This is a genomic window from Pseudomonas sp. dw_612 (genome assembly GCF_018449725.1).
Lineage (GTDB): Bacteria > Pseudomonadota > Gammaproteobacteria > Pseudomonadales > Pseudomonadaceae > Aquipseudomonas.
In genome coordinates, this window is the sequence record NZ_JAAVVC010000005.1 from 35,675 (window position 1) to 50,074 (window position 14,400).

At 58.6% G+C, this 14,400-nt stretch carries 15 protein-coding genes; 5 read left to right on the forward strand and 10 right to left on the reverse strand.

The window, feature by feature from the left end:
* Positions 1 to 28: 28 nt before the first annotated feature.
* From aspS to HB680_RS09695, 4 genes are all read right to left on the reverse strand, one after another.
* Complete coding sequence (aspS, locus tag HB680_RS09680) at positions 29 to 1,804, reverse strand: aspartate--tRNA ligase (RefSeq protein ID WP_213938271.1); 1,776 nt, start codon at positions 1,802 to 1,804, stop codon at positions 29 to 31.
* 94 nt (positions 1,805 to 1,898) lie between these two features.
* Complete coding sequence (locus HB680_RS09685; protein WP_010457489.1) at positions 1,899 to 2,120, reverse strand: zinc ribbon domain-containing protein; 222 nt, start codon at positions 2,118 to 2,120, stop codon at positions 1,899 to 1,901.
* 150 nt (positions 2,121 to 2,270) lie between these two features.
* Positions 2,271 to 2,585: a ribbon-helix-helix domain-containing protein gene (locus HB680_RS09690; protein ID WP_213938272.1), complete on the reverse strand. Its 315-nt coding sequence runs from the start codon at positions 2,583 to 2,585 to the stop codon at positions 2,271 to 2,273.
* A gap of 268 nt (positions 2,586 to 2,853) precedes the next feature.
* Complete coding sequence (locus tag HB680_RS09695; protein WP_054045005.1) at positions 2,854 to 3,324, reverse strand: Dps family protein; 471 nt, start codon at positions 3,322 to 3,324, stop codon at positions 2,854 to 2,856.
* Positions 3,325 to 3,627: 303 nt separating this feature from the next.
* Here HB680_RS09695 and HB680_RS33030 point away from each other — a divergent pair, with 303 nt between their 5' ends.
* Positions 3,628 to 4,230 (forward strand): cold-shock protein, encoded by a 603-nt coding sequence (locus HB680_RS33030; RefSeq protein ID WP_213938273.1) that lies wholly within the window; start codon positions 3,628 to 3,630, stop codon positions 4,228 to 4,230.
* A gap of 74 nt (positions 4,231 to 4,304) precedes the next feature.
* Here the strand turns inward: HB680_RS33030 and HB680_RS09705 are convergent, their stop codons facing one another.
* Together HB680_RS09705 and HB680_RS09710 are read right to left on the reverse strand one after the other, a co-directional pair.
* Complete coding sequence (locus HB680_RS09705) at positions 4,305 to 4,511, reverse strand: SlyX family protein (protein WP_054045009.1); 207 nt, start codon at positions 4,509 to 4,511, stop codon at positions 4,305 to 4,307.
* Positions 4,512 to 4,514: 3 nt separating this feature from the next.
* The gene (locus HB680_RS09710; protein ID WP_213938600.1) at positions 4,515 to 4,940 is read right to left on the reverse strand and encodes an HIT domain-containing protein; all 426 of its coding nucleotides are present in this window, start codon (positions 4,938 to 4,940) and stop codon (positions 4,515 to 4,517) included.
* A 915-nt stretch (positions 4,941 to 5,855) separates the two neighbouring features.
* Here HB680_RS09710 and HB680_RS09715 point away from each other — a divergent pair.
* Positions 5,856 to 7,199 carry an OprD family porin gene (locus tag HB680_RS09715; protein WP_213938274.1) on the forward strand — a complete coding sequence of 448 codons (1,344 nt, stop codon included), beginning with the start codon at positions 5,856 to 5,858 and terminating at the stop codon, positions 7,197 to 7,199.
* Between the two features lie 137 nt (positions 7,200 to 7,336).
* On the opposite strand, the gene HB680_RS09720 is transcribed toward HB680_RS09715, so the two are convergent.
* Together HB680_RS09720 and HB680_RS09725 are read right to left on the reverse strand one after the other, a co-directional pair.
* Positions 7,337 to 8,179, reverse strand: coding sequence for a mechanosensitive ion channel family protein (locus HB680_RS09720; RefSeq protein ID WP_213938275.1), 843 nt, complete (start codon positions 8,177 to 8,179; stop codon positions 7,337 to 7,339).
* 188 nt (positions 8,180 to 8,367) lie between these two features.
* Positions 8,368 to 8,853, reverse strand: coding sequence for a YajQ family cyclic di-GMP-binding protein (locus HB680_RS09725; RefSeq protein ID WP_028621905.1), 486 nt, complete (start codon positions 8,851 to 8,853; stop codon positions 8,368 to 8,370).
* Positions 8,854 to 8,991: 138 nt separating this feature from the next.
* Between HB680_RS09725 and HB680_RS09730 the strand changes: the two genes are divergently transcribed.
* Genes HB680_RS09730 through HB680_RS09740 form a run of 3 tightly spaced genes read left to right on the forward strand, consistent with a single transcriptional unit; the run spans position 8,992 to position 12,575 of the window.
* A complete protein-coding gene (locus tag HB680_RS09730; protein ID WP_213938276.1) occupies positions 8,992 to 9,909 on the forward strand; it encodes a putative 2-dehydropantoate 2-reductase in 918 nt (305 codons plus the stop codon).
* A gap of 45 nt (positions 9,910 to 9,954) precedes the next feature.
* A complete protein-coding gene (locus tag HB680_RS09735; protein ID WP_213938277.1) occupies positions 9,955 to 11,991 on the forward strand; it encodes an ATP-binding protein in 2,037 nt (678 codons plus the stop codon).
* Positions 11,992 to 11,993: 2 nt separating this feature from the next.
* Positions 11,994 to 12,575 carry a cob(I)yrinic acid a,c-diamide adenosyltransferase gene (locus HB680_RS09740; protein WP_213938278.1) on the forward strand — a complete coding sequence of 194 codons (582 nt, stop codon included), beginning with the start codon at positions 11,994 to 11,996 and terminating at the stop codon, positions 12,573 to 12,575.
* Positions 12,576 to 12,688: 113 nt separating this feature from the next.
* Here the strand turns inward: HB680_RS09740 and HB680_RS09745 are convergent, their stop codons facing one another.
* Together HB680_RS09745 and HB680_RS09750 are read right to left on the reverse strand one after the other, a co-directional pair.
* Entirely contained in the window at positions 12,689 to 13,633 is a 945-nt protein-coding gene (locus HB680_RS09745; RefSeq protein WP_213938279.1) for a Nudix family hydrolase, read from the reverse strand.
* Positions 13,630 to 14,262, reverse strand: a complete 633-nt coding sequence (locus HB680_RS09750; RefSeq protein ID WP_213938280.1) for a glutathione S-transferase family protein — start codon at positions 14,260 to 14,262, stop codon at positions 13,630 to 13,632. The genes HB680_RS09745 and HB680_RS09750 overlap by 4 nt, the downstream gene beginning before the upstream one ends.
* Positions 14,263 to 14,400 lie beyond the last annotated feature (138 nt).

Genomic DNA, 14,400 nt, shown 5'->3' on the forward strand with positions numbered 1-14,400 from the left:
CATGAGGATGCGCCTTCAGGGGTCAGCCTTACTCAGCTTTCGGCGTTTCGCGCAGACGAATGTGCAATTCGCGCAAGGCCTTGGCATCTACAGCACCCGGTGCCTGAGTCATGACGTCAGCCGCGCTCTGGGTTTTCGGGAACGCGATCACTTCACGGATCGACTGGGCGCCGGTCATCAACATCACCAGACGGTCCAGACCGAAGGCCAGGCCACCGTGGGGCGGCGCGCCGTATTTCAGGGCGTCGAGCAGGAAGCCGAATTTCTCTTCCTGTTCCGCTTCATTGATGCCCAACAGGCGGAACACGGTCTGCTGCATTTCCTTGCGGTGGATACGGATCGAACCGCCACCCAGCTCGGTGCCGTTCAGGACCATGTCGTAGGCACGGGACAGAGCGATCGCCGGGTTGGCTTCCAGCTCTTCCGGGGTGCACTTCGGCGCGGTGAACGGGTGGTGCAAGGCCGTGAAGCTGCCGTCGTCGTTCTCTTCGAACATCGGGAAGTCGACGACCCACATCGGCGCCCACTTGCAGGTCAGCAGGTCCAGGTCGTTGCCGACCTTGATCCGCAGCGCGCCCAGGGCTTCGCTGACGATCTTGGCCTTGTCGGCACCGAAGAACACGATGTCGCCGTCAACCGCGCCAACGCGATCGAGGATCACATTGAGGTTGGCTTCAGGGATGTTCTTGACGATTGGCGACTGCAGGCCTTCGACGCCTTTCGCGCGCTCGTTGACCTTGATGTACGCCAGGCCCTTGGCACCGTAGATGCCGACGAACTTGGTGTAGTCGTCGATTTGCTTGCGCGGCATGCTCGCCCCGCCCGGAACGCGCAGAGCGGCAATACGGCATTTCGGGTCGTTGGCCGGGCCGCTGAACACCTTGAAATCGACTTCTTTCAGTTGGTCGGCAACGTCAACCAGTTCCAGCGGGTTACGCAGGTCTGGTTTGTCGGAACCGTAACGACGCATGGCCTCTTCGAAGGTCATGTGCGGGAAGTCGCCGAATTCCAGATCCAGCACTTCCTTGAACAGGTTGCGGATCATTTTTTCGGTGATGGCCATGATCTCTTTTTCATCGAGGAAGCTGGTCTCGATGTCGATCTGGGTGAATTCCGGCTGACGGTCAGCGCGCAGGTCTTCGTCGCGGAAGCACTTGGCGATCTGGTAGTAACGGTCGAAGCCGGCAACCATCAGCAGTTGCTTGAACAGCTGTGGCGATTGCGGCAAGGCGAAGAAGCTACCGGCGTGAGTACGGCTCGGCACCAGGTAGTCGCGAGCGCCTTCTGGCGTGGCGCGGGTCAGGATCGGCGTCTCGACGTCGAGGAAGCCGTTCTCGTCCAGGAAGCGACGGATGCTGGTGGTCATGCGCGAACGCAGACGCAGCTTCTCGAGCATTTCCGGGCGACGCAGGTCGAGGAAACGATAGCGCAGGCGGGTTTCTTCGCCGACGTCAGAGAACTCGTTCAGCGGGAACGGCGGGGTTTCCGATTCGTTCAGCACTTCCAGCTCGTAGCCCAGCACTTCGATCATGCCCGACGCCATGTTGGCGTTGGTGGCACCGGCCGGACGCAGGCGAACCTTGCCGGTGACCTTGACCACGTATTCGCTGCGCACGCGGTCGGCGACGGCGAAGGTTTCAGCGCGATCCGGATCGAACACCACCTGGGCCAGACCATCACGATCACGGATATCGAGGAAAATCACCCCACCGTGGTCACGGCGACGGTGAACCCATCCGCAAAGGGTAATTTCCTGGCCTTCCAGGGCTTCGTTCAGTTGGCCGCAATAATGGCTGCGCATCATGGTAGTGGTTTCACTTCTCGTAATCGAAATTCGGTTGGAGGCCTTGCGGATGATGCAAGAGCTCGCGCGTGTCGTTCAACTCAGGTTCCAGACCTTAGTCAGCTTTGTCGCCGCCGGCCAGATTCTTCTTGGAACCGGTCTTGAAGTCGGTTTCATACCAGCCGGTGCCGCTGAGGCGGAAACCCGGCATGGACAGCATCTTCTTGAGCTCTGGCGCCTGGCACGCAGGGCAGTCGACCAGCGGTGCTGCGCTGATCTTTTGAATGGCTTCCAACTGATGACCACAGGAAGCACATTGATAGTCGTACATCGGCATGGGGGTTGTCTCGGCGATCAGATTGCTACCGCTTACGCTGGGTTTTGCGGCAAAGAGCGGGATTATATCCATTAAATGCAGCCTGTGCAGCCGTAAGACTGCACAGACTGACATACCACCCGTTCCGGGCCGAAACGGCTGAGTCCAGTGTTACTTCAGGCTGTGCACAACACAGACGACACGCACCAGCCCGGTGAAATTTTTCACACCGCCGTGACGCAAATGCACTTCGCGATCCACGTGGGACAACAGCGCACTGACCGAGCAGTTATTGAGCGTGGCCATTTCGCCGAGGATTTCCCAGTAGACCTGCTCAAGCCGCAGGCACGTCGCAAAACCGTTCAGGCGTACCGATCGGGATAAAGGCTTGGCCAGTCCCATATCGAATTCACTGACGAACGGATCAATCTTTACAGCCTGCTGCGCGCCGAGCCTCCATTCATCCCGACTTTCTCCATAACCCATAGCGTTGACACTCCTTTGTCAGCCTTGCCTTCTAATAAGAGCCATCTCGTGCTTCTTATAAAAACGCAGGCGCAAAGTTATATCCAGATGACTTTATGACCATCAACGTAGGATAAGCCAACAACAGAGTGAGGATCATGGACATGGTCCTACGCCGGACCGTTTCCTACGAAACCCGGGATATTTTCTTCAGCAGAAAGGGTGTTTGGCTGCAGGAAAAAGCTGCGCGCGAAATAACACCCCCGGCGTCATTCGCGCACCAGCACGGTTACTGATCCAGGAGCGAGCGCAACATCCACGCGGTTTTTTCATGAACCTGCATGCGCTGGGTCAGCAAGTCCGCCGTGGGCTCGTCGCTGACCTTGTCCAGCAACGGGAAGATCCCGCGCGCCGTCCGGGTCACCGCTTCCTGCCCGTCGACTAACTGTTTGATCATGTCTTCGGCGCTGGGCACGCCCTCTTCTTCCTTAATAGAAGAAAGACGGGCATACACCGAATAGGCACCCGGCGCCGGGAAGCCCAAGGCACGGATTCGCTCGGCAATCGAATCGACCGCCAGGGCCAGCTCGTTGTATTGCTCCTCGAACATCAAGTGCAGGGTCCGAAACATGGGGCCCGTGACATTCCAGTGGAAATTATGGGTTTTCAAATACAGCACATAAGTGTCCGACAACAGACGCGACAGCCCGTCGACGATGGACTTGCGGTCCTCTTCACTGATACCGATATCGATTGCCATGCTTATCCCCTAATGAAATTCATCCGACAAGTGCAGGACCACTGTAGCAAGGCTATCCACACCCTGCAGCCCGGGATGGACTGCCAGCCTGCGACAAATCGCCCCCGGGGCACCGCCGGACTCCCTGATTTGAGTAGCCGCGGGCTTTGCTGTTAAATAGGCAGTGTGTCGCTACGCCCCTATTTTTCGGGGCGCAGCGCATAGGCTGATAGCGGGTACGTGTCCACCGCCTCTTATTGTTCTGAAGCGGACCGTGCTCAATCAGCTCTTCCTTGTGATCCGTCTTAACGTGAGTCAATCAAAATGTTGAAAATCGTCCACCTGCTAATGGGCGCAGCGGCTTTGCTGCTGTCCTTCATCCCTAGCCTGCGATCCGAAGCGGTACCTTACCTGCAACAACCCGATGCGCTTTACCTGGCCTTTTTCGGCCTGCTCAACCTGACCCTCGCTCCGGTTATCCCTTACTGGAACAAAGGTCCTCGTCACCAACTGCAAAACCTGGTCAGCGCCCTGCTGGTCCTGGCTGTCGTGCTGCAAACCCTGACCCTGATCGCACCGATGCCGGTTATCGCCGGTCAACCTGCGGTTCTGTTCAGCCTCGTTGTTACCCTGGTCGCCGTGTTCCTGCACCTGGCCATCAGCTTCTACAAATCTTCACCGGCCGCCTCCTCGCCAAGCTATGACATGAGCAACCGCGATACCGGCACCGTCAAGTGGTTCAACACGTCCAAAGGCTTCGGCTTTATCTCCCGGGATTCCGGCGATGATATTTTCGTGCACTTCCGGGCCATTCGTGGCGAAGGTCACCGCGTCCTGGTCGAAGGCCAGCGCGTGGAGTTCTCCGTGATGAATCGCGACAAAGGCCTGCAAGCCGAAGATGTGATTGCCGCATTGCCCCGTCGCTGATCCCAAGCGATAAAAAACCGCGAGCAGCCTGGCTGATCGCGGTTTTTTTTGGCCTCGACTTTTAGTCGACTCCATCAATAGTGCGGCGGAGGCGCCTCTTCTTCGGAAGACTCGAACTGGCCGGCCATCTCTTCCTGGCGCCGCAGCAGTGCTGCCATTTGCAATTGCAGACGTTCGACCACCCGCTGTTGCGTCACCAGGATATCGTTCAATGACTGAATGGTGTCGTCCTGGAACGCCAGTTGGCTTTCCAGATCGTTGACGCGCTCTTCCAGGCTCATGGCTCAGCCCTCCAGAAACGTGAATTGATCGGTCAGGACCAGTCGCAGCCGTTCGCGAATCACCGCGACCTGCTCGGCACTGTAGGGTTTGGCCGGGTGTTTGCCCCAGACCGGGGCTGGCCAGGCAGCGTCCTCGCGCTTGCGCACAATCACATGCATATGTAACTGACTGACAACGTTACCCAGGGCCGCGACATTCAACTTGTCGGCGTCGAAAGAGTCTTTGAGCATCTCCGCCAGCGCGGTGGTTTCCTGCCACAGCTGCTGTTGATCAGCGACACTTAATTGAAACAACTCGCTGATATCCTCGCGTCGCGGCACCAGGATGAACCAGGGGTAGTTCGAATCGTTGGACAAGAGCAACCGGCAGAGCGGGAAATCCCCGATCGGTAACGTGTCTTGTTGAAGTCGTGGATCTAAAGCGAACACTGTGCGCACTCCGGCCTGTTTCATCATTTTCAGCTTAGCGCCCCTCAACGGAGGCTGCGCGCCAAGCCACAGGACGGCAGCATACCTGCGAATGCCCCGAGCTTCACGACGAACCTTGGTCAGAGCCCGCCCGGTCGATTCAGTCGCGCGGAACATGCGCCCCGACATGAGACATTTTCTGCCGGAGCGCACCATTACAGAACCGACGCTGTGACGAAAAGCGCCGAAGTGACCCATAAACACTCATCTGTTCCACTGCCATCCATGGCCGCACTGTATGAATTCAGCACAGCGATTAAAATTTTTTGCACCAAAACCGCACACCACGTCTACGCTGAGAGCGTCGGGCATCCGCCGATTACTCACTTTGAGGGTGAACCGGTAACGTTTTTTGTGGTCTCGCCGTTGTCACGATGGCGCAACACCATGCAATGGATGGCGTCAAGTGCAAACAAAACGCGCTTGAACCCCCCGGTTTTATGAGGTTTTTACAGCAACGAACGCGCCGTCAGAAAAAAACAGTGACAGAATTCTGATTTGAGCACGCTTGTTGCATCCACACAGATATCGTCTGCAAAGCCTCCGCTGGAAGTGGAAGCTCTCAGGCAAATAAAAACAGCGGCAGGGTTGCCCAATGGAGATTCAAACGTTTCACCAGGGACTCTTTTTACCGATGTTCCAGGTTTGGAACACAACGCTAAAGTTGTCAATCCGCTTGCGTCGGGGCAGTGAATTTGCGACATCTACCCAGCCATTTGCGACAGGGTCGTAAAGAAGCTGAAAGGTTAGATGCGCAAGTATCGCCAACATTGTCGGCGTGATATAAGTTTGCGCCGACACAAAAAGAAAGAGCCGCCCAGATAATAAAACAGGTGGGACGGCAGTACTCTTCTAAAACCAAAGGAGCAAATCACGATGCGCGTGATGAAGTGGAGCATGATCGCACTGGCAGTTGCAGCAGCAGCCAGTACTCAATTGGCTACGGCCGCACCTTTCGTAAGTGACCAGGCTGAAGCCAAGGGTTTTGTTGACGACGCCAAGTTGAACTTGCTGGTTCGCAACTATTACTTCAATCGTGACAACAAGAACGGCGGCAACGACCAGAAAGACTGGACCCAAGGTATCTGGGGCAACTTCAGCTCCGGTTACACCCAAGGCACCGTAGGCGTCGGCGTTGATGCATTCGGTTACCTGGCCATCAAACTGGACGGCGGCGACGGCACCGGCGGCACCGGCAACATGAGCCGCGATGCTGATGGTCACGTTAACGACAGCCAGGGCAAAGCAGGTGCAGCGGTCAAATTCCGCATCTCCAAAACCGAGCTGAAAATCGGCGACATGCAGCCAAGCACTGCTCCAGTGTTCGCTGTTGGTGGTTCCCGGATCCTTCCACAAACTGCCAGCGGTTTCCAACTGCAGAGCAGCGAAGTTAAAGACCTTGACCTCGAAGGCGGCCACTTCACCTCGTCCACCAGCCAGGACCGCAACGCTCGTGATGGCGGCCTGTTTGCAACGTACTCCGGCGTCGAAGCCAAATCCATCGACTATATCGGCGGCAAATATTCCATCACCGACAACCTGTCCGCGTCGCTGTACGGTGCCCAGCTGGAAGACATCTGGAATCAGTACTACGCGAACGTGAACCTCACCACCCCGTTCAGTGGTGATACGTCGTTGAACACTGACTTCAACATCTATCGCACCACCGACACCGGCGACAAGCTGGCGGGCGACATCAGCAACACCGCGTTCTCCCTGGCAACCGCTCTCTCTTTCCTGAAAGCGCACACCATCACCCTGGCCTTCCAGAAGGTTAACGGCGACACACCATTCGACTACATCGGTGTGGGCACGAACAACCGTGGCGGCGACTCGATCTTCCTCGCCAACTCCATCCAGTACTCTGACTTCAACGCCCCTGGCGAGAAGTCTGCCCAGATCCGTTACGATCTGAAAATGGCTGAGTACGGCGTTCCTGGTCTGAGCTTCATGACCCGTTACGTTAAAGGCTGGGATATTGATGGCACCGGTCTGGCTGCAAACAGCCAATACCGCACCAGCACTGGCGCTCCACTGTACGGTGAAGATGGCAAACATCACGAAACCAACCTGGAAGTCAAATACGTAGTTCAGAATGGTCCAGCCAAGGATCTTTCGTTCCGTGTTCGTCAAGCATGGCACACCGCCAATGCCGACGAGGGTGAAGGCGACGTTAAAGAGTTCCGTCTGATCGTTGACTATCCACTGTCGATCTTGTAATCACAGTTGGTTAGTTAGTAAGCATAAAAGGCCCATCTTCGGATGGGCCTTTTTTATTGACTGCTGCTTCACACTTAATTGATAGCTTGCTACTCAATAATGCCTCACCGTTAAGTCAGGCATTAGCAAAACTCATATCAATTCGCCGACGCTTCCTGCACCACACGAATAACTCGCTGCGGGAACGGAATATCGATGCCGGCCGTTTTCAAACGATCACGGGATTGTTCATTGAACATGAACATCACATCCCAGTAATCCGCGGTCTTGACCCACACTCGCAGGGAAACAGTAATCGAACTGTCGCCCAAGGTCGAAATAACGGCTTGTGGTGCAGGTTCTGCCAGGATGCGTTCATCTTTGGCCAGTTCCAGCAACACTTCACGGGCCTTCTGCAAGTCCGCTTCGTAGTCCACGCCGACATCGAACACGACTTTGCGGGTTGGCTGACGGTTAGTGTTGGTGATGATGCCGTTCGACAGATTGCCGTTCGGGACAATGATGGTCTTGTTGTCACCAGTACGCAGCACGGTGTGGAAAATCTGGATGCTGTCGACCGTACCGGCAACGCCCTGGGCTTCGATCCAGTCACCAATACGGAACGGACGGAACAACAGAATCAGCACGCCGCCCGCGAAGTTCGCCAGGCTGCCCTGCAACGCCAGGCCGATGGCCAGGCCGGCGGCACCGATGGCTGCCACAAACGAGGTGGTTTCCACACCAATCATCGAGGCCACGCTGACAATCAGCAAAACCTTGAGAATGATGTTCGCCAGGCTGCTGATAAAGCCCTGCAGCGCCAGGTCAGCGTTACGCAGCGCCAGCAAGCCGCCGAGCTTTTGCGTGACCTTGTTGATCAGCCACCAGCCGATGCCCAGGGTGATCACTGCCAGCAGCACGCGGCTGCCGTATTCCATGATCATCGGGATCCAGGCTTGAGACGCCTTGACCAGATTGTCTACTTCAGCATTCAAATCCATCTACTTTCTCCTGATTTCCGGCCATCCGGCACGCGAAAAATAAGCGGCATAAAGCGCCTGCCGGGGTTAAGCACAATCCAGTGTGGGAGCGGGCTTGCTCGCGAATGCGGTGGGTCAGTCGATATAAGTGCTGACTGATAGATCGCTTTCGCGAGCAAGCCCGCTCCCACAGGTTCAAACATCGAAGCTTAGTCGCGGAAGTTGTTGAACTGCAGCGGCATGTCGAACGTCTTGGCGCGCAGGGCCGCGATGGCTTCCTGTAGATCGTCACGTTTTTTGCCGGTGATGCGCACTTGCTCGCCCTGGATGGAGGCCTGGACCTTGAGTTTGGCGTCTTTGACGTGAGCGACGATTTTCTTCGCCAGCTCTTTGTCGATGCCTTCCTTGAGGACGGCTTCCTGCTTCATCAGCTTGCCCGAAGCGTAGGCGTCCTTGACCTCAAGGCACTGCACGTCGATCTTGCGCTTGACCAGGGCCAGCTTGAGGATCTCGATCATCGCTTCGAGCTGGAAGTCGGCTTCAGCGGTCAGGTTGACGGTCAGGTCCTTTTCCTTGAACTCGAAGGTGCCCTTGCCTTTCAGGTCATAACGACGATCGAGTTCCTTGACGGCGTTCTCGACCGCGTTGGTGACTTCGTGTTTGTCCAGTTCGGATACCACGTCGAACGACGGCATGTAGTTTCTCCAATAAAAAGGCGCGCTCGATCACGGTGGCGCGCTTGGCTTGCGGTTAAAATCGGGCTCATTATAACGGGTCTTTCCCCACCGATACTGCGAGCCTCACATGCCTGCCTCAAACCGAGCAAAAAACTGATGTCCATGACCTGGCATGTCCTGGGCGCCGGAAGCCTTGGCACCTTGTGGGCCACGCGCATGGCGCGGGCCGGCGTTCCGGTTCGGTTGATTGTGCGCGATGAGCAACGCTTGCAGGCCTATCGGGCGGCCGGCGGTCTGACGCTGGTGGAGCATGGCGAAGCAAAACTCTACGAGATCCCCGGCGAAACGTCCGACAGCAACGAGCCGATCAATCGCCTGCTGGTGGCCTGCAAAGCCTACGACGCCGTGCACGCCGTGGCCCGACTGGCGCCGCGCCTGGCCCCCGGCGCCGAGCTGATTCTGTTGCAGAACGGCCTCGGCAGTCAGGATGCGGTCGCGGCGCAGGTACCTCAGGCGCGCTGCATCAGCGCGTCGAGCACCGAAGGCGCGTTTCGCGATGGCGACTGGCGCGTGGTGTTCGCCGGTCACGGTTACACTTGGCTCGGGGATGCAGGCCATCCGGTGGCGCCGATCTGGCTGGAGGACCTGACAGCCGCCGGAATTCCCCACGAATGGACGACCGACATCCTCACCCGCCTGTGGCGAAAGCTCGCACTCAACTGTGCGATTAATCCGCTGACCGTGCTGCACGACTGTCGCAACGGCGGCTTACAGCAACACCATTGTGAAGTGGCCACCCTCTGCGCCGAACTGACCGAACTGCTGGAGCGTTGCGGTCAGCCGGCGGCCGCTGAAGACTTGCAAAAGGAAGTCGAACGCGTGATCCAGGCCACCTCCGCCAATTACTCCTCGATGTACCAGGACGTGGCCAATCAGCGCCGCACCGAAATCAGCTATCTATTGGGTCATGTCTGCAAAGTCGCGGCGCGGCACCAGTTGAACCTGCCACATCTCAATCAACTTGAGGCCAGGTTGACCGCCCATCTGCACAGCCTTGGATTGCCCAGCGACTGAGCAGCGGCTACGCTGGCCACTTGTTCCTTTGCAGCGATAAACCTGATGCCACTGCGCCAGCGCCTCGAAAACCTCCCTGTCGGCCAGAAACTGCTGGCCGCCCTGCTGGTGCTGTTGATCACCGTCCTGCTGGTCGCCAACCTGACCTTTATCAGCGCCGCGTATTACATTTCCCAGGAAAGCATGGCGCCCCAGGCCCTGCAAACCATTGGCCGGCTGGTGTCGAACCCGAGCCTGGTGTCCGAGGCGCTGAAGTCGCCGCAAAGCGCCGAGCGCCTGCTCAACGAACTCAATAGCTACTCGCCGTTGCGCGCAGCGGCGCTGTATGACGGCGACGGCGTGCGCCTGGCGCAGTTGCAGCACGGCGAAAAACTCAAGCTGCCGGAGCGCTACCGGCATATCGAAGCGTGGCAAGCCACGGAGTTTCGCAGCAATCAGATCATCACTTTGCCCCGCCCCGGCACCGAACCGGGCCACTTGTTGCTGGTGGCGAGCAGCGAATTACCGGTGGCGTTTTACACCGGCACCCTGACCGCGAGCCTGGGCATCCTGATCTTCAGTGTGCTGTTGTGGCTGGTGATTGCCCGGCAGATCAAGCGTCTGATCACCCGACCGATCCATGAACTCGAAGAGCTGTCCCGACAAGTCACCCGGGAAGAGAACTACGCGCTGCGTGCCTCACGGGGCAACCACGACGAAATCGGCAGCCTCGCCGAGGCGTTCAACACCATGCTGTCGCGCATTGAAGCGCGGGAGCAACAACTCAAACGCGCCCGGGATGATTCCCAGGCGGCTTACGATCAGGCCCAGGGCCTGGCGGAAGAAACCCGTCACACCAACCGCAAACTGGAGCTGGAAGTCCAGGTGCGGAGCAAGATCGAGAAGAAACTCACCGGTTTCCAGAATTACCTCAACAGCATCATCGACTCCATGCCCTCGGCGCTGATCGCCCTCGATGAGCAACTCTACGTGACCCAGTGGAATCAGGAGGCCAGCGCCTTGTCCGGTACGCGTCTGGATGAAGCCCTGAACCAGCCGATCTTCCTCGCGTTCGAGCCACTCAAGCCGTTTCTGCCGCAGCTCAAGCAAACCGTCGAGCAGCACACGGTGGCCAAGATCGAGCGGGTGACCTGGTTCAAGGATGATGACGCCAAGCATTACGCCCTGACCTTCTATCCGTTGATGGGCGGCGCCGGGCGTGGCGTGGTGATCCGGATCGACGACATCACCCAGCGCCTGTCCCTGGAAGAAATGATGGTGCAGTCGGAAAAAATGCTCTCGGTCGGTGGCCTCGCCGCCGGCATGGCCCACGAAATCAACAACCCGCTGGGCGCGATCCTGCATAACGTGCAAAACATTCGCCGCCGCCTGTCCCCGGACCTGCCGAAAAACCTGGAGCAGGCCGAACACGTCGGCATTGAGCTGGAAACAGTCAATCAATACCTGAAAGCACGGGAAGTGCCGCAATTGCTCGATGGCATCCAGCAGGCCGGCGCGCGGGCGGCGAAGATCGTCACGCACATGCTCAGCTTCAGCCGTCGCAGCACCCGGCAAATGGCGCCGTGCGACCTGCCGGCGCTGATCGATCAAGCGGTGGAAATCGCCGGTAACGACTTCGACCTGGCCATCGGTTTCGATTTCAAGGGCCAGGCGATCATTCGTCAATTCGACCCGGCGTTGGGTCCGGTGCCGGGCACGGCCAACGAATTGGAGCAGGTGCTGCTCAATCTGTTGAAAAACGCCGCCCAGGCGATTCATCAGCGCGAAGACGATCGCGAACCGGGGCGGATCATCCTGCGCACCAAACTCAACCCACCGTGGGCGGAAATCCAGGTCGAGGACAACGGCATCGGCATGAGCGAAAACGTGCGCAAACGCACTTTCGAGCCGTTCTTCACCACCAAGGAAATCGGCCAGGGCACCGGCCTCGGGCTGTCGGTGTCGTATTTCATCATCACCAACAATCACAAGGGTCAGATGGAAGTGCAATCGACCCTCGGCCAAGGCACCTGCTTCACCTTGCGCCTGCCCTTGGCGGGCACCCCGCTCGTCTCCCAAGAACTCAATCAGCTATCGAGGTAACCATGGGCTTTCGCCTGTCGAAGATTTACACCCGCACCGGCGACAAAGGCGAAACCGGCCTGGGCGATGGCCGCCGTGTGCCCAAGGATCATCCGCGGATCGAAGCGATTGGCGAGGTCGATACGCTGAACAGTCAGGTGGGCGTGCTGTTGGCCGGGTTGGCCGCTGAGAGTGCTGCTTATCCGGGTTTGAATGAAGTAATCGACGTGCTCGCGCCGTGCCAGCATCGGCTGTTCGACCTCGGCGGTGAACTGGCGATGCCGGTGTATCAGGCGCTGAATGCCGCGGAAATCGAACGGCTGGAAGCGGCGATTGATGTCTGGAATGAAGAGTTGGGGCCACTGGAGAATTTCATTCTGCCGGGCGGTTCGGCGTTGATTGCTCAGGCCCATGTGTGCAGAAGCCTGGCGCGCAGCGCGGAGCGGCGGTGTCAGCATTTGAATGCGATTGAGCCGCTGGCCGGGGTTGGCCTGGCGTATATCAATCGGTTGTCGGATTTGTTGTTCGTGATGGCGCGGCTGATTGCCAAGCGCCAGGGGGTTGCCGAGATTCTTTGGCAGCCAGCGGCTAAACCTGAGGTTTAGTCGGCGCATGTAAGGACGCCTTCGCGAGCAAGCCCGCTCCCACATTGGATTTGTGAACGCCATAGATCCAATGTGGGCTTGCTCGCGAAGAGGCCAGCAGCATCAACGCAGAATCAGGCCTCAGGCCAAAACGCTCGAATCCCCGCCACACCCTGCGCCCCTATTTCCCAAGCCTTCTGCCGCTCTGCCGGGCCAACGCCGCCCAACAGGAACACCGGTTTGCTGAAACCGGCGATCAGGGCCTGCGCCTGCTCCCAACCCAACGGCTGGGCATCCGGGTGCGTCTGGGTCAGTTGCACTGGCGACAAGGTCACGAAGTCCACGCCCATCTGCTCGGCCAACGCCAGTTCTTCCGCGTTGTGGCAGGACGCCGCCAACCAGCGCGACGCCGGCAACGGACGACCGGCCGCTGCGTACTTGCGCAACTGCGCGGCAGTGATGTGCCAACCAGCGGACGGGAAATCGCCCAGCCACTCGAACGGCCCCTTAATCATCAACTGTGCCTTGCCGGCACACAGCCCCGCCGCATCCACCGCCAGATCGCGGTATTTCGGGTCGTAGCCGTTGGGCGCGCGCAGCACGATCAATTTGATGCCACCGGCAATCGCTTTCTGGATACCGCGCAGCAGAGCCGGGGTTTCCAGGTCTTCCGGGGTCACCAGGTATTCCGCTGGCAGCCGCGCGGCCGCGACAATCGGCTGATTGGCTGCCGGGAACTCGTAGTTCAACAGATCACGGGGCGCGACCCACTCCAGCGGCTGGCCTTCGGCGCCGTGGGGTTCGCCGGTAAACGCCGAGACTTCCCAGACATCCAGCAACACTTGCTTGTCCGGGTAGTCGTGTTGAACCTTGATCAGTGGTCGCGCAGCCCCGACGACAATGCCCAACTCTTCCTGAAGCTCACGGGCCAGGGCGGTTTCGACGGACTCGTCCACCTCGACCTTGCCACCGGGAAACTCCCACAAACCGCCCTGGTGCTGGGTGTCGGCACGACGGGCGATGAGGATCTTGCCTGCGCTGTCACGGATCACAGCGGCGGCGACGTGGACTCGTTTCACTGCCCTACCTCCTCCAGTCCGGCCTTCTGCCAGGCCTTGAAGGCTGGCCATTGGTAAATGGTTTCGACATAAGCCTGGTCCACTGCCGGCAGTTGCACACGGTAGGTGCGCAGACGCACGGCGATCGGCGCGAAGTACGCATCTGCCAGGGTGGCGCCACCAAACAGGAACGGGCCAGTTTCGGTGGCGACGGCACGGCATTCAGCCCACAACGCCAGCATGCGCTCGATTTCTGCCTGAACCTCAGGCGGGATCGAAGGCAGCGCTTCGTCACGGCTCAGGTCGAACGACATGTTGCCGCGCAGGGCAAAGAAACCGCTGTGCATCTGCGCGCACGCCGAACGGGCCTGGGCACGGGCGGCGATGTCTTTGGGCCAGAGGCCGGCGTCGGGGAACTGCTCGGCCAGGTACTCGGCAATCGCCAGGGAATCGGCGATGACGCCGTGTTCGGTTTTCAGCAGCGGGACTTTGCCGGTCGGCGAATGCTTGAGCACGCGCTCACGGGTGTCTGGCTGGCCGAGTTTGATCAGTTCTTCGGTGTAGGGAGCGCCAGTCAGTTCGAGGGCCAGGGCACTGCGCAGGGACCAGGAGGAAAGCAGCTTGTCGCCGATGATCAGGTGGAGGCTCATGTTCGGGACCTTTTTGATGAGGAATTCAGGCCAGAATCTCTAGCGTTTGGTCCGGCCCCTTCGCGAGCAAGCCCGCTCCCACAATGGAATACGGTCAACTGTGGGAGCGGGCTTGCTCGCGAAGGGGGTCGACTCGGT

What these genes read in the sequence shown, in the direction of transcription:
- aspS (WP_213938271.1), bottom strand. Translation starts at nt 1,804, where the DNA reads ATGATGCGCAGCCATTATTGCGGCCAACTGAACGAAGCCCTGGAAGGC.
- HB680_RS09685 (WP_010457489.1), bottom strand. Translation starts at nt 2,120, where the DNA reads ATGCCGATGTACGACTATCAATGTGCTTCCTGTGGTCATCAGTTGGAA.
- HB680_RS09690 (WP_213938272.1), bottom strand. Translation starts at nt 2,585, where the DNA reads ATGGGTTATGGAGAAAGTCGGGATGAATGGAGGCTCGGCGCGCAGCAG.
- HB680_RS09695 (WP_054045005.1), bottom strand. Translation starts at nt 3,324, where the DNA reads ATGGCAATCGATATCGGTATCAGTGAAGAGGACCGCAAGTCCATCGTC.
- HB680_RS33030 (WP_213938273.1), top strand. Translation starts at nt 3,628, where the DNA reads ATGTTGAAAATCGTCCACCTGCTAATGGGCGCAGCGGCTTTGCTGCTG.
- HB680_RS09705 (WP_054045009.1), bottom strand. Translation starts at nt 4,511, where the DNA reads ATGAGCCTGGAAGAGCGCGTCAACGATCTGGAAAGCCAACTGGCGTTC.
- HB680_RS09715 (WP_213938274.1), top strand. Translation starts at nt 5,856, where the DNA reads ATGCGCGTGATGAAGTGGAGCATGATCGCACTGGCAGTTGCAGCAGCA.
- HB680_RS09720 (WP_213938275.1), bottom strand. Translation starts at nt 8,179, where the DNA reads ATGGATTTGAATGCTGAAGTAGACAATCTGGTCAAGGCGTCTCAAGCC.
- HB680_RS09725 (WP_028621905.1), bottom strand. Translation starts at nt 8,853, where the DNA reads ATGCCGTCGTTCGACGTGGTATCCGAACTGGACAAACACGAAGTCACC.
- HB680_RS09730 (WP_213938276.1), top strand. Translation starts at nt 8,992, where the DNA reads ATGTCCATGACCTGGCATGTCCTGGGCGCCGGAAGCCTTGGCACCTTG.
- HB680_RS09735 (WP_213938277.1), top strand. Translation starts at nt 9,955, where the DNA reads ATGCCACTGCGCCAGCGCCTCGAAAACCTCCCTGTCGGCCAGAAACTG.
- HB680_RS09740 (WP_213938278.1), top strand. Translation starts at nt 11,994, where the DNA reads ATGGGCTTTCGCCTGTCGAAGATTTACACCCGCACCGGCGACAAAGGC.
- HB680_RS09750 (WP_213938280.1), bottom strand. Translation starts at nt 14,262, where the DNA reads ATGAGCCTCCACCTGATCATCGGCGACAAGCTGCTTTCCTCCTGGTCC.